Origin of the sequence: Tenacibaculum skagerrakense (genome assembly GCF_004345825.1) — a bacterium.
GTDB lineage: Bacteria > Bacteroidota > Bacteroidia > Flavobacteriales > Flavobacteriaceae > Polaribacter > Polaribacter skagerrakensis.
In genome coordinates, this window is the sequence record NZ_SLXM01000006.1 from 191629 (window position 1) to 205754 (window position 14126).

Consider the following 14126-nt stretch of genomic DNA (forward strand, 5'->3'; position numbering starts at 1 on the left):
AGGGTTATAAAATCAATCGCTGACCAATTTTTAACGTAGTTGTTTTCTTTATTTTATTTGCCTTACAAATTCTTCTAATAGGAACGTGGTTTTTGTAGGCAATTCCAGATAATGTATCACCGCTTTTTACGATGTAAATTTTTCGTTTTCTTTTTTTGTATGCTGTTGCTTTTTCAAAAGTATCGAGTGTTACAAGATTACTTTGGCGTGTTGAAATATGATAATAAGGTGTTGCCCAATCTTTAGTTATCCAAACATTTTTAGAGCGTATATTAGTGTTGCCTTTAAAAGTAAATACATGCTCAGGATTTATGTCGATGCCTTTATATCGAACTTCTAAATGCAAGTGACTTCCACGAGATCTTCCTGTATTTCCACCTTTTCCTATTAATTGTCCCTTTTTTACAATAGTATTTACTTTCGTGTTGTATTCAGACAAATGAGCATATACAGTTTCTAATCCGTTATAATGACGAACCACGATTGTTTTACCATGTCCTGGGTGATATCCAACATATCTTACTTTTCCATCTAAAATACTATAAACATCATCACCAGTAATTAAATCAATGTCAATTGCACGATGTGCTCTTCCTCGTCGCCATCCATATCTTGATGTAACAACATGGCTTCTGGCAATTGGTGAAGCATACGTTTTTTCTAAGAAACTGATTTCAAAAGGAAAATCAATTTTATGCTTCTTATACGGATTAAAATGAATTGTATCCCAGTTTTCATTAAAGTTTACAATACTTAAACTATCTTTTATAGCATTAATTTTTACAATATCTTCTTTATGTTTTTTTATTATTGAAGGCAATTGTAGCCAATTTTTATCTAATATTTGACTGTGTAAATTGGATAATTGAAAAGATACTATTAATAAAACAAGTATGGTTTTTCTCAAGTTTTTCATAAAATTAGTTACGTTGTAATTAGTAGTAAGTTCCAAAGTTTGTATTGTAAGATTTATTATTATGTTATTTTATGTAGTCTATTGGATTTACAAATTCATTATTCAACTTTATAGCATAATGTAAATGAGGGCCTTTTACTTTACCTGTTTCACCTGAATAACCAATAACTTCTCCTTTTTTTACTACTTGACCTTTTTTACAGTTAAAAGAATTTAAATGTGCATATAAAGTTTCAAAGCCATTTTCATGCTTAATAATTAGTAGGTTTCCCCAATTTCCTTCAGAAGAAGCACTCGCTATTACACCATCAGCAGTAGCAACAATCGTTGTACCCACAGCAGCTCTGATATCTATTCCATTATGTTGTCTTGTAGTATTTTTTAAGAAAGGATGTTTGTTTAGTCCAAATTGAGCTGTAATGTCTATTTTGGAGTCACTTTTAATAGGTGAAATAGAAGGTTTGCTTGAATAAACTACCTTTTTAATAGGAAGTATTGTAGTCGCTTTAGTAAATGAAACCATCAATAAAAAAATTACAGGAAGTATAGCTAAATATTTTATTTTCAACATGGTATTTGATTTTGATTTTGCGATCATTTTTATTCTTTTTTTAATTGTTGGATGTCCGAAGTAACTATATAAGTTAGTTTGAATTGAATTTTCTATTTCTCTTTTTAACAAGTTTAGGTAATCAATCTTATTAATATTTTGATGTGTTAGCAATTCATTATCAACTTGATATTCGTGAATCGACTTTAAGGATTTTCTATACAAGTACACAAACGGATTAAACCAAAAAACAACTATAAAAAGTTCTGTAAGAAGCAAATCAAACGTATGAAGATAATCCACATGTTTCTTTTCATGTTCAATAATTATATGCTTATCCTTATTGTTATCAGATGTAGGTAAGAATATCCAGTTAAAACAAGAAAATGTTTGTGTAACATTTGAATAAATAAGAGAGTACTTGCCTTTTTTAATACTAGTTGAATTTCTTTTTAATTGATAAAGTTTTAGAAGTGATTTAATAAACGAGAATAAAAAGAATAAAGAACCAAGTATATAAATATATAAAATCGGTGATTCACTTTTTGTACTCTTTATTTTTGTGTTTGTACTTTGTTCTATGTTCAAAAAAGTAGCCACAGTTTTAGTTCCTATCTCAGAAAAAGAAGGAATTTCAATACTTTTAGTTTCTATAGGAATTACTGCCTTTAAAGTAGCAGTATAAATAGACAGCGGGATAAATAACAACAGAACAATCCTGTTTAATTGATAAAAAGTATGATTATTAAACAATAATCTGTAAATGATATAGAGTAGGGTAAATACTATACTTACTTTACATAAAAAAAAGATGAAGCTATTCATTTTTATCCTTTATATGATCTATTTTTTCTTCAATTAACTGTTTTATTTCTTCTAACTCAGAAAGATTTAAATCTTCATTTTTAGTAAAATAAGACGCAAATTTTCCAGAGGAACCATTAAAAAAGCTGAAAATAAGATCGTTCATATATTCAGAAAAATACTTCTTCTTACTTATCAAAGGAAAGTATTCTCTTGTTTTTCCAAAAGTTGTATAATCAATAAATCCTTTTTTAACTAAAACTCTTACAACTGTTGAAATAGTTGTATAGGCTGGTTTAGGGTCAGGGAATTCTTCAACAATATCCTTCAGGAAAGCTTTTTTAAGTTTCCACAGATAATGCATTATTTGTTCTTCTGGTTTTGTGAGTTTGTTCATGAGACAAATATAGGTGTTTTCATTACTACAACTATAGTTGTAGTAATGAAATATATGTTAAAAAATAAAAATCTATTTTTAATCTTGAAAATCAACAGGTTAACTTTGTTCAAAAAAGCTAAAAACACTTCCTCCATATCTCTTTTGGTAACTTAAGTTTGGGTGAGAAGTAATATCTGTATGTTTAGAATGTTCAATAATTAATATGCCTTCTTCATTTAGCAATTCATTTTCAAATACTAAATCTGCAATTTTTAAAAATTTTGAATCTTCAAAATCATAAGGAGGGTCAGCAAAAATTATATCCGTTTTAACTGAAGTCTTTTCTAAAAATTTAAAGACATCACTTTTAAAAGTAGTAATCTCCAAATCTAATTCCTTAGCAATTTGATTGATGAATTTTATACATCCAAAATGAACATCTACAGCATAAATTGTTTCTGTACCACGTGAGGCAAATTCATAGCTAATATTACCAGTTCCAGCAAACAAATCTAAAACAGTAATAGAATCAAAATAATATAAGTTGTTTAAAATATTAAATAAAGATTCTTTAGCCATATCTGTTGTTGGACGGACAGGTAAGTTTTTTGGTGCGCTTATTCGCTTACTTTTATATTTTCCAGAAATAATTCTCATTTAGGATAGTAGAATATAATTTGAATGAGGAAAAAAATGTTCTGATTCTTCTAAGAAATCATGTTCAGGTTCTATGAAATTAACATTTTTCACGTACTCTTTAACTAATGCAAAAGTAGAAAAATCTTGATTGATATTCCCAAGGAAATGAAGTAGGAAACTCTCACTATTTAACTCCAACTGTTCAGCAACAAAGAGAATATAGTACAAGAAATCTTCTTTAGAGTTGTATTGAAAAGAATTGAATAATGTAAAATGACCTTGCTTAAAAATGATAATGTCAATACTTTTTTGAGATACATTAACATACATCGAATCTTTAGAATCTTTAGGATGATTTTTAACCAAATGCTCTAAGAGTATTGTAGAATGATGTTTGTACTCAAATTCTCCGAAGTTTTGAAACAAAAAATTGTTTACGTTCACATATGGAATATAAACATTTTTAGCGTTAAGACTTTCTAAATTGTCATAGGTAATATAATCGGTAGAGAAAGTTTTGATGTTATAATCTAAGTATGATTTTAAATTATTCTCATCAAAAAAATCCTCTGGTATTTGAGTAACCAATTGATTTTGATGAATTGCAGTAATACGATCAAATTCAACTTGTAACTCTTTATCTGTCTCAAAAATATTCTTTATTTTTTCTTCTAATAAATGAGGGTTTTCAAGTGTTTTATTGAATGTATACTCAGATAATAAAAGAGGTTCTTTAGAAGAAATATCTTTGATACAAAAAGAAAATCCATCCAAACTAAATTGGATGGATAAACTTTTATGTTTTGATGTTATTTCTTTTCTATTCTTCTGAATCAGTTTTTTCATCTTTACCATCATAGAAAGGAGGCCAGTTACCACCTGTTGAAACATCTTCTAAAGATCCTACAGAAACAAATTGACCTTTAATTTGATCAGCTTCTATAGCTTCTAATTCTTGTTTAATTAAGTGATTAGGTAATCCTTTTAAGATTTCTTTCTTTTCAGTTTTTACTTCAAAAACTGGAACAAAAAGACCTGTAATTTTTTCGATTTCACCAGTAGCCATTTCAAATTCTTTTTCAGTACCAGGAACACTAAACATTTCTTTGTATGGTTTATCTTTAAAATATTTTAAAGCAGGTTCAAAACCAGTAGTGTCAATCTTCTTTACAGAAATCTTTTTAGTAATTCCACCACCTAAAGTAATTTCTTTCTCAACGTTAATTGTTTCAGTAATTACTAATGAATCGTTTTCAATGAAATTAATTAAACTAGATTTATCTTTAGCAAATACACCTTTAGCATCTTTAAACTTTATCTGTGCATCTCTAATTATTTTTAATTGCTCAATAACTTTAGCATAACGAACCTTTTTTTCTTTATTAAATTTTATAGGTTCCATAACACCGTCGTATATTTTTACAACAAGAAATACAGCAGCAAGAAGTAATAATATAGAAACTAACCATCTTAATTTTAATGGTATATATTTTACTATTACAAAAGCTAAAAGGATTGCGACTACGACAGCTGCTATAATCGTTAATATTAAATTCATTGTATCTAGATTTTTTAATATGATATGTACGCAAATCTACAATTTTTTTTCAATCATGAAAACAAATATTTGTAAATAGACTTATCTTTGATTTTTTATTTAAAGTATGATCAAGAATCCTGCCGATTTTTACAAAGAGCTTATCCAAAAATTTTCCTATGAACCTACAGAAAAACAATTACAACTAATAAAAGAGTTATCTTATTTTGTTTTTGATAATAATAATGAGTCTTTATTCCTATTAAAAGGATATGCAGGTACTGGTAAAACAACTGTAATAAGTACCATAGTAAATAGTTTATGGAGAGCTGGAAAAAAGGCGGTGCTACTTGCACCAACAGGTAGAGCGGCTAAAGTTATTTCAGGTTATTCTAATAAGCAGGCATATACTATTCATAAGAAAATTTATTTTCCCAAGAAACAAACTAGCGGAGGAGTAAGTTTTGTAATGCAACCTAATAAGCATACCGATACGCTATTTATAATAGACGAAGCATCCATGATATCTGATCAAGTTCAAAATGCAAAGCTTTTTGAAAATGGTTCAGTTTTAGATGATTTAATCTCATTTGTGTATTCTGGTAAAAATTGTAAACTTTTGTTTATTGGAGATACAGCCCAGTTGCCTCCTGTGAAATTAGAGGTAAGTCCTGCGTTAGATGCCGATAAATTATCGTTACACTACAATAAAGATATTTCAGAAATTGAATTAGATGAAGTAGTTCGACAACAACAAGATTCTGGAATATTAGCAAATGCAACCGACTTGAGGTTATTAATTCAAAATGAAGGAGTCGATTTTAAGTTTGATGTTAATTACCCAGATGTTATCAGATTACAGGATGGATATGATATTCAAGATGCTATAACACAGGCATATGATGGAGAAATAGGTGTTGAGGATACAGCAATTATTGTTCGTTCAAATAAAAGAGCTAATCAATATAATCAGCAAATACGTACCAAAATAAGAGGACAAGAGAATGAGATTTCTGTGGGAGATTATGTTATGGTTGTAAAGAATAATTACTTCTGGTTAAAAGATTCCTCCTCTGCTGGTTTTATAGCAAACGGTGATACTTGTGAAGTAATGCGTATTAATGCCATAAATGAATTGTACGGGTTTAAGTTTGCCGATGTGATTGTTAGAATGATTGATTATCCTGATATGAAACCTTTTGAGACGGTTTTATTGTTAGACACGTTAACTAGCGAAAGTCCTTCCTTAACTTATGAAGAGTCTAATAAATTATACGAAGCTGTTAAAGAAGATTTTGCTCATGAAAAATCGAAATATAAACAATTCATGGGGGTAAAACAGAATAAATACTTCAACGCTTTGCAAGTCAAGTTTTCTTATGCAATTACTTGTCATAAATCTCAAGGAGGTCAATGGAAAACAGTATTTATAGAACAACCTTACTTATCAGATGGAATAAGTGTAGAATATTTACGATGGTTATATACAGCGGTTACTAGAGCTCAAGAAAAGTTATATTTAATAGGATTTAGAGACGATTATTTTTTAGAGTAAAGTGTTAGCATTTTGTTAAACTAAATTATTAACAGGCTAAAAATTATAAATTTGTTGGAATACTAACTTGTCACCTCGAGCGGAGTCGAGAGGAAAAACAGTTAGGTCTCGACTCCGCTCGACCTGACAATTTATTTTACATAAATGAAGAAAACGTTTTCACTATCATTCGTCTTATCATTGCTGATTTTCTCATCAGCGATTGCTCAAAAGCCACAAAAATTAACAACCAATCAGATTTACGAAAAAGTTCAGAAACTTAATTTTTTAGGTTCTGCTTTATATGTAGCCGCTCATCCAGATGATGAAAATACACGTTTAATTGCTTATTTGGCAAACAATGTAAAAGCAAGAACAGCTTATTTATCTCTAACAAGAGGTGATGGAGGTCAAAATTTAATCGGACCAGAAATTCGTGAATTATTAGGTGTAATTCGTACTCAAGAATTATTAGCAGCAAGAAGAGTAGATGGCGGTGAACAACGTTTTTCTAGAGCTAATGACTTTGGTTATTCAAAACACCCGGATGAAACCTTAGAAATTTGGAATAAAGATAAGGTGTTATCTGATGTAGTATGGGCAATACGAACATTTAAACCAGATGTAATTATTAATCGATTTAATCACAGAACACCTGGTACTACCCATGGTCATCATACATCTTCTGCAATGTTAAGTGTAGAGGCTTTTGATTTGGCGGGTGATAAATCAAAATATTCAGAGCAACTAAAATACACGGATGCTTGGCAACCTAATCGTTTGTTTTTTAATACTTCTTGGTGGTTTTATGGAAGCGAAGAAAATTTTAACAAAGCAGATAAAAGCAAAATGATAAACTTTGATATTGGAGTGTATTATCCTTTAAAAGGTTTGTCTAACAATGAATTAGCATCTATAGCTAGTAGCCAACATTTATGTCAAGGTTTTGGAAGATTAACTACTAGAGGTGCTCAAACAGAATGGGTTGAGTTTTTAAAAGGAGATTTCCCAAAAGATAAGAAAGATATATTTTCAGGTATTAATACCACATGGAATAGAGTAGAAGGAGGAGGAGCTATTGGAGATATTCTATACGAGGTTGAAAAGAATTTCGATTTTGTAAACCCATCAAAACATCTGCCAAGTTTATTGAAAGCCTATGGGTTAATCAATAAGTTGAATGATGAGCATTGGAAAGCAATAAAATTAGCTGAAATTAAAGATATTATTGAAGCTTGCGCAGGTTTGTATCTTGAAGCTTCAGCAACTACATCTAGCGCAACGCCAGATTCTTCTATTAAAGTAGATTTTGAAGTACTAAATAGAAGTGCTATTTCTATGGATTTAACTTCTATAGAATGGTTACCATCAAAGAAAAAAGTAGCTAAGGACATTGATTTATTAGCAAACAAAAAGCAAAATTTTACTGAAGAAGTTTCTTTAACTGGAATAAAGTATTCTGATCCTTATTGGTTAAAAGAACCATGGGATTTAGGAATGTATTATGTTAAAGATCAAACGTTGATTGGAAAGCCTGAAACACCAAGACCAATTCAGGTGAAATTCAATTTAATGATTGAAGATACTCCTGTTTCTTTTACCAAAAATGTTATTAGAAGGTATTCTCAAAGAGATGTAGGTGAAATATATGAGCCTTTTGAAGTGTTACCTAAAGTTACTACAAAACTAAAAGATAAGGTTATCATTTTTGCAGACAATACTTCTAAAAAGATTGTTGTAGAAGTAAGGTCTGGCGAAGCAAATGTAAAAGGAAATGTTACTTTAAAAGTGCCGACTGGCTGGAGTGTTTCACCAACAGCAATTCCTTTTTCAATTGATCAAAAAGGAGATAAAACTGTTGTTAATTTTACGGTTACTCCTTCGAAAGAACAATCAGAAGGATTTATTAATGCTGTAGCTACAGTTGATGCTAATGAATTTAATAAAGAATTAATAGAGATTACTTATAACCACATACCTAAGCAATCAATATTATTACCATCTAAAGCTAAGGTTGTTCGTTTAAATATTCGAAAGGAAGGAAAATCAATTGGTTATATTCAAGGATCGGGAGATGCAGTGCCAGAAAGTTTACGCCAGATAGGTTATTCAGTTACAGAAATAGCACCAGAGAATATTAATGAAAATACCTTAGGAGGTTTTGATGCTGTTGTGGTTGGAATTAGAGCCTATAACACAAAGAAAGAACTTCAGTTTAAACAAAAGTATTTGTTAGAATACGTAAAGAACGGAGGAAATGTAATTGTTCAATACAATACAAACAGAGGTGTAGATGTTCAAGCTCCTTATACATTACAACTTTCTAGAGATCGAGTTACCGATGAATATGCTAAAGTAACTATGTTAGCTAAAAATCACGGAGTATTAAATTATCCAAATAAAATATCAGATTCAGATTTTGATGGTTGGGTACAAGAAAGAGGGTTGTATTTTCCAAATGAATGGAGTGCAGAATATGAACCAATTTTAGCGATAAATGATAAAGGAGAAACTGCTAAAAAAGGTAGTTTACTAGTTGCTAAATATGGAAAAGGTAATTATATCTATACAGGATTAAGTTTCTTTAGAGAGTTGCCAGCGGGTGTTTCAGGCGCTTATAAACTTTTTGCAAATTTACTTTCGCTAAAAGAAAATGAAATTAAGTAACTATATTACTAGTTTATACATAAAAAACCTCGAATAATTATTCGAGGTTTTTTGTTTTGCTATATTTACTTTAAAGTTAGAAAGTATGTTTAAAAGGTTAGTATTTTTATTGTTATTGCAGTTTTTAATGAGTTGTAGCAATACTGAAAACTCAAATGAAATTGAAAAACTAAATAAGCAATTGCTTCAAAAAGAGGAATTAATTACTGATTTGAATAAAGAAATTGAAAGACTAAGGCAGCCTAAAGATTCAATTTCTAGAAGTTATTATCGTTTTGTAGAAACATTAGATTCAGAAATTAATGTCGTTGAAAAATTATTTGGTGGAGAACATAAAATTATCAATAGAAAATATTTTAATGACACCATACAAAAGGTAGACAGTATGTTTGTTTATGAACATTTTTCTACTATAACTCAAACGTCTAAATCAGATTTTGAAGCTGTACTAAAAGATTTTCATCAAGAAAAGTCTATTTACGGAGATGATTTTTTTGTAAGAGTTATGACGTTTTATAATGGAGAAAAATTACCTATTGAAACTGAAAATTCTAAAACTGATATCCATATTTTAATTCAAGCTACCGAATTAGGTTATGAAAACAAAACTTTTGTAATATCAGATTTTTATGATGTTAATATTACTTCTTTGATTAAGTTAGAGAGTAATAAAGTAGCACTGATTTTTGAGCACGGAGCTATTCCAAAAAAGAAAGAAACGATTATAATAAGTCCTGAATTGGTTAAGTTTAAGGAAGATGTAGTTGCTGTAGATTTAGGTCTTCTTTACGGAGTTTGGGCTTCAGATGTTTCTGATCCTCATGCCGAATTTATGATTAATACAGATGAGTTTTATTTAGCCGATACAGATGGGGATGCTTCGTATAAATATACCTTAGAAAATAATTTATTAAAGGTGTTTTATAAGAATGCAACTCAGTCTGGAGAAATTATCTCTGTAACCAAAGATTCTCTTAAAATTAAATGGGGAGATACCGATACTATTACAAAGTATGTTCGATTCCCAGAGAATCAAGACTAAATACTAATTGAATAAGGTTTACTTTTTTCTTAATGTAAAATTGACAGTTTTCTACATAGTAGTATTTGTATTCACGTTTTTTAAGTTAACTTTTTTTGTAGTTTAAAATGTCATTTTGACGGATTAATTACGTCAATTTCAATTGGCATAAAATTGGTGTATTCTTAAGTGAATTTGTTTTTGATGGTTTATTAATTTTTTAGATTAAAATTTTTGGATTATGAAAAAAACTAAAGTAAAATTTCTAGGTAAAGAAAACGACAACTTCAAAATTAAATTTCCTTATTTAAAAGTACCAGTGTTTGTAAATGAATATTACTACAATAAAATGCGTAGTAGTGGTGATTATATTTTTACAAACCTATAAGTTTAGTAACCAATTGTCTAACTTTTTTAAAATTTTAATTATGAGCAATTTAGCAACATTATCAAAAAATGGAAGTTTGGCGAATACTAAGACAAACTATCCTAAAAGGTCTACGTTATTTGACGATTTTTTTATGAGTGGATTTCCTTCATTTTTTTCATCAGATGTAACACCAAATAGTGCTGTTCCAAAAGTTAATATTAAAGAAACTAATGATAGTTTTATTGTGGAAATGGCGGTGCCAGGAATGAAAAAATCAGATTTTGATGTAAATGTAGATAACAACTTGTTGTCTATTTCATCGGTTGTTGAGTATGTTAATGATGAAACAGTAGAAAATTATACAAGAAAAGAATTTAGTTACTCATCTTTTGAAAGAAAATTTAAACTTCCTGATACAGTAGATGATGAAAAAATCAGAGCTAATTATACAGATGGTATACTAGAAGTAATACTTCCTAAGAGAGAAGAAGCTAAGAAAAAGCCTGTAAAAACTATAAAAATTTCATAATGGGATTTATAAGAAGCGGGAAGCTACTTTTAATTTAGTACTTCCCGCTTCAAATTACTTATTATAATATTTTATTTCGGTTTATTTAGACTTGAATAAGTTAATTGAAACCGTTGCTAAGTCTGAATTTGGAAACTTTCTGAAAGTTGAATCATCGGAAGTTAACCCGATTTCTTCCATCGCTTTCATGTACTCTTCAATTTCTATAATGTATTGGTCAGAATATCCATGAGTAGCATCGTAAGCTGTTGCAGCTGTTTTTCCGATGTTATTTTTGATTAATTCAGGTTTTGACGTGTGCAATTCAATTAACAATAAACCAAACTTACTAACAAACGGTTTCCATTTATTAAAATGTTGTTTTAATGATTCTATAACTAAATCGTTGTTTATGCGAACTCCTCTGTAAGCGTAAGCTCCAGAACAATTGGTGGCAGTAATTTTTCCATTAAGTTTAGGTTCTTCCCAAATTCTATTATGGTCTAAAAATGTTCGAACGTTTAATAAATCTGATAGATTAATACCATATTTTTCAGTTAAATCTTTAGACATTGCTTCAGGATCTCCAATATCTCCCCAAATTACCTTTGCCCAAATATCTGCCTGCACAAGGTTTTTACGAGTAATCTTTAAAGCAGCTTCGTTATAATCAACACCAATTAATAAAAGCGGATAATCTTCTAATACTTTTCCGCGTTCCGTTTGATTTTCAATAACATTAAATAAATGCTTTAAAAAAGCACCATTACCGCAACCAACATCTAAAATTCCTTTAGGCTGCTCATGAATAGGTTTATTAAAAAGTTTAATGATAATTTCATCAATTACTTTGAAATATGAGGCATGAGCACCACCACTTCCCCAAACATTCATTTCTCTATCCACATGAATTTCCTCATTTCCAATTCCTTCAGATCTGAATATTGTAGGGTCACCAAAAATAAATTTATCTAATTTTCTTAGCGTCGGAATATAAGAAACAGTTACACCATAAGCACTTGCACGACGAGAAAAAAACAACCCTTTATCTGTAAATTCATAGGAATCTCCCGTTTTTTTAAACCAACCTAAAAAGGTTAAAATATCTAGTAATCGAGCAAAGTTTTCTGGATCTCTATGGAATTCCTCAGCTTTAAACTTTGTTTGCATAAAATATTTATGAAACATTCCATTCATTCCTAATAATACTAGCGTAGGGCCCACAATGATTCCTTCAATATGGGTAAGAATTTGTTTTTGTATCGCTAACGTTTTGTGATCTGAAGAAAGTGTAATTCCAAAATTGTCTTTAAAATTAAAATACAAGCTCTCTAATTTTAAAAAAGGTGCTAGTTCAAATTTTCTAGAACTATATTGTTCTGAAAATTTAAGTAATTCTGCAGCTTCTTTGTAAAGGTTAAAGTTCTTAAACGCTATTTCAGAATATTCATTTGTATTTACTGTAACTTTATTGGTTTCGTTATTTACTTCATAAGCAAGCCAACCTTGAGAAGCCAAAGTTCTAAGGGCAACATTTAAATAACCTTCGTTTGCTTTAAAAGTCTTGGATAATTCGGTTACATCTATTTTTTTATTGTTTATAATGTGAGTTGTAATATCTTTTTTATGTAACTCATAAGCTGCTGGGCAGGTGACAATTCCATCTAAGTGACGAAATAATGTGCCTCTTAGTTCAGACTTTTCTTGTTTTGAAAGCATTTAGTGAAGTTTTATTAGGTTGATTGTTATGTCTTAAATTTATAAATTAACTCTAAAAAACACAGATTTTTTTCAAAAAAAAACTCATCTAAAAGAGATGAGTTTATTGTTTATAAAGGAATTATGATTTTTAAATCACATCCGTCTTTTTCAACCTGATGAAATTAATTGTTTCTAATAAAGAATCTAACGAATTTCTAATTTCTTTAGATTCAATCTTTTTAAGAACAGTATTTACTTTTTCCTCAACACGTTTATAATCAGCTTCTGGATGCTGCATGATAAGCTTTGTAAAGTAAGTATCTATTCCTTTGATAAAGAATTCTTTTTCATTTTCATAAAAAGCATCTTCATCTTTAATCAAATTCATGTATTTAGAAAAGTTTTTAACTAATTCAGTCATGTTTTCATTAATACGATTTATTACTTTATCTCCATTCGGATTAGCAGAAAAGGTATAAATAGCATTATTACCAATAGTAAAATATTCCATGTGAAATTCTAAACCAAAATGCCAAACTGCTAATAATTCCTTACCGTATATGTATTTATTATTAGCGTCTTTTTCTTCATAAATAGAAGTCATTTCTTTCCATTGGTCAAAAAAATCATGTGCAAATTTATTTCGCTCTTTAAGATTTATTGTAGTATCATCTAGAATAACTTTGTAGTTCTGTTTATCTAACAATTTTTCTACAATAATTCTTTTCTCAGGATTATCAAAAGTAGGTTTAGGTTCGTTGTTTAGATAACCAAATCTTAGGTCTAAAATTGCTTTATCATAATCTTTAATGTCCCAATATTGTTTTTCAAGAGGGAAATCGTGTTTGTTAGTTGTACAATTAAAAATAGAAATAGATGTGATGAATAAAAGTAATACCTTACTGATTTTCATTTGTTTAAGTTTTTTTGAATTAAGGCGCAAATCTAAGAAAACTATCTGTTTAAAAGAGTATAAATTGTATTAAATACAAATTCGTAATAATCACTGTATTCGGGAAGAAGTACATTTTTAAATTTTGAAGTGTTCTTTAAAATATCTAATTCGAACAATTGTAACTCATCAACTTCACTTTCTTGTATCACAAGTTGTTCAATAGGTACTGTTAATTCAGAAATGAAAACATGATGAAATTCGTTGTCAATAATTCCGTTTGTATGATTTACCTGATGTTTTCTAGTGCCAATTTTAATAAGATTTTCAGGAAAAATAGTAAAACCTATTTCCTCTTCAACTTCTCTTAATGCCGCAATTTCAATCTTTTCACCAGCTGCTATATGACCTGCAACAGAAATATCCCACAAACCAGGAAATACTTTTTTTGATAAAGCTCTTTTCTGTAATAATATTTTTCCATCGGAAGTATAAATCCATATATGAACAGTAGGATGGAAGTAACCATATTTGTGAGCTTGGGACTTTAAACAGGTTTTTCCAGTGTACTTGCCATTTTCATCAACAATATCTATTAATTCATCCAT

General features: G+C 29.3%; 14 protein-coding genes. 5 read left to right on the forward strand and 9 right to left on the reverse strand.

Annotated features, from left to right (window positions below; genetic code table 11):
* Window positions 1-4 precede the first annotated feature (4 nt).
* The 6 genes from EV195_RS11120 to EV195_RS11145 all read right to left on the reverse strand — a co-directional run bounded on the left by EV195_RS11120 (window position 5) and on the right by EV195_RS11145 (window position 4846).
* Entirely contained in the window at window positions 5-916 is a 912-nt protein-coding gene (locus EV195_RS11120; RefSeq protein ID WP_132795026.1) for a peptidoglycan DD-metalloendopeptidase family protein, read from the reverse strand.
* Between the two features lie 64 nt (window positions 917-980).
* Entirely contained in the window at window positions 981-2291 is a 1311-nt protein-coding gene (locus EV195_RS11125) for a M23/M56 family metallopeptidase (RefSeq protein WP_132795027.1), read from the reverse strand.
* The gene (locus EV195_RS11130; protein ID WP_132795028.1) at window positions 2284-2667 is read right to left on the reverse strand and encodes a BlaI/MecI/CopY family transcriptional regulator; all 384 of its coding nucleotides are present in this window, start codon (window positions 2665-2667) and stop codon (window positions 2284-2286) included. Before EV195_RS11130 ends, EV195_RS11125 begins: the two co-directional genes overlap by 8 nt.
* A 99-nt stretch (window positions 2668-2766) precedes the next feature.
* A complete protein-coding gene (locus EV195_RS11135; RefSeq protein WP_132795029.1) occupies window positions 2767-3306 on the reverse strand; it encodes an RsmD family RNA methyltransferase in 540 nt (179 codons plus the stop codon).
* Window positions 3307-4134 (reverse strand): DUF3822 family protein, encoded by an 828-nt coding sequence (locus EV195_RS11140; RefSeq protein ID WP_165915723.1) that lies wholly within the window; start codon window positions 4132-4134, stop codon window positions 3307-3309.
* A complete protein-coding gene (locus EV195_RS11145; RefSeq protein WP_132795031.1) occupies window positions 4109-4846 on the reverse strand; it encodes a hypothetical protein in 738 nt (245 codons plus the stop codon). Before EV195_RS11145 ends, EV195_RS11140 begins: the two co-directional genes overlap by 26 nt.
* A 106-nt stretch (window positions 4847-4952) precedes the next feature.
* Between EV195_RS11145 and EV195_RS11150 the strand changes: the two genes are divergently transcribed.
* The 5 genes from EV195_RS11150 (at window position 4953) to EV195_RS11165 (ending at window position 10946) form a co-directional block, all read left to right on the forward strand.
* Entirely contained in the window at window positions 4953-6380 is a 1428-nt protein-coding gene (locus EV195_RS11150; protein ID WP_132795032.1) for an ATP-dependent DNA helicase, read from the forward strand.
* Window positions 6381-6524: 144 nt separating this feature from the next.
* The gene (locus EV195_RS11155) at window positions 6525-9026 is read left to right on the forward strand and encodes a PIG-L family deacetylase (RefSeq protein WP_132795033.1); all 2502 of its coding nucleotides are present in this window, start codon (window positions 6525-6527) and stop codon (window positions 9024-9026) included.
* A gap of 85 nt (window positions 9027-9111) precedes the next feature.
* Window positions 9112-10068, forward strand: a complete 957-nt coding sequence (locus EV195_RS11160; protein WP_132795034.1) for a hypothetical protein — start codon at window positions 9112-9114, stop codon at window positions 10066-10068.
* A 220-nt stretch (window positions 10069-10288) separates the two neighbouring features.
* Window positions 10289-10435: a hypothetical protein gene (locus EV195_RS16710; RefSeq protein ID WP_165915724.1), complete on the forward strand. Its 147-nt coding sequence runs from the start codon at window positions 10289-10291 to the stop codon at window positions 10433-10435.
* Between the two features lie 40 nt (window positions 10436-10475).
* A complete protein-coding gene (locus EV195_RS11165) occupies window positions 10476-10946 on the forward strand; it encodes an Hsp20/alpha crystallin family protein (RefSeq protein ID WP_132795035.1) in 471 nt (156 codons plus the stop codon).
* An 81-nt stretch (window positions 10947-11027) separates the two neighbouring features.
* On the opposite strand, the gene EV195_RS11170 is transcribed toward EV195_RS11165, so the two are convergent.
* The 3 genes from EV195_RS11170 to EV195_RS11180 form a co-directional block, all read right to left on the reverse strand.
* Complete coding sequence (locus tag EV195_RS11170) at window positions 11028-12644, reverse strand: class I SAM-dependent methyltransferase (protein WP_132795036.1); 1617 nt, start codon at window positions 12642-12644, stop codon at window positions 11028-11030.
* 130 nt (window positions 12645-12774) lie between these two features.
* Entirely contained in the window at window positions 12775-13539 is a 765-nt protein-coding gene (locus tag EV195_RS11175) for a hypothetical protein (RefSeq protein ID WP_132795037.1), read from the reverse strand.
* A gap of 41 nt (window positions 13540-13580) precedes the next feature.
* A complete protein-coding gene (locus EV195_RS11180; protein WP_132795038.1) occupies window positions 13581-14126 on the reverse strand; it encodes an NUDIX hydrolase in 546 nt (181 codons plus the stop codon).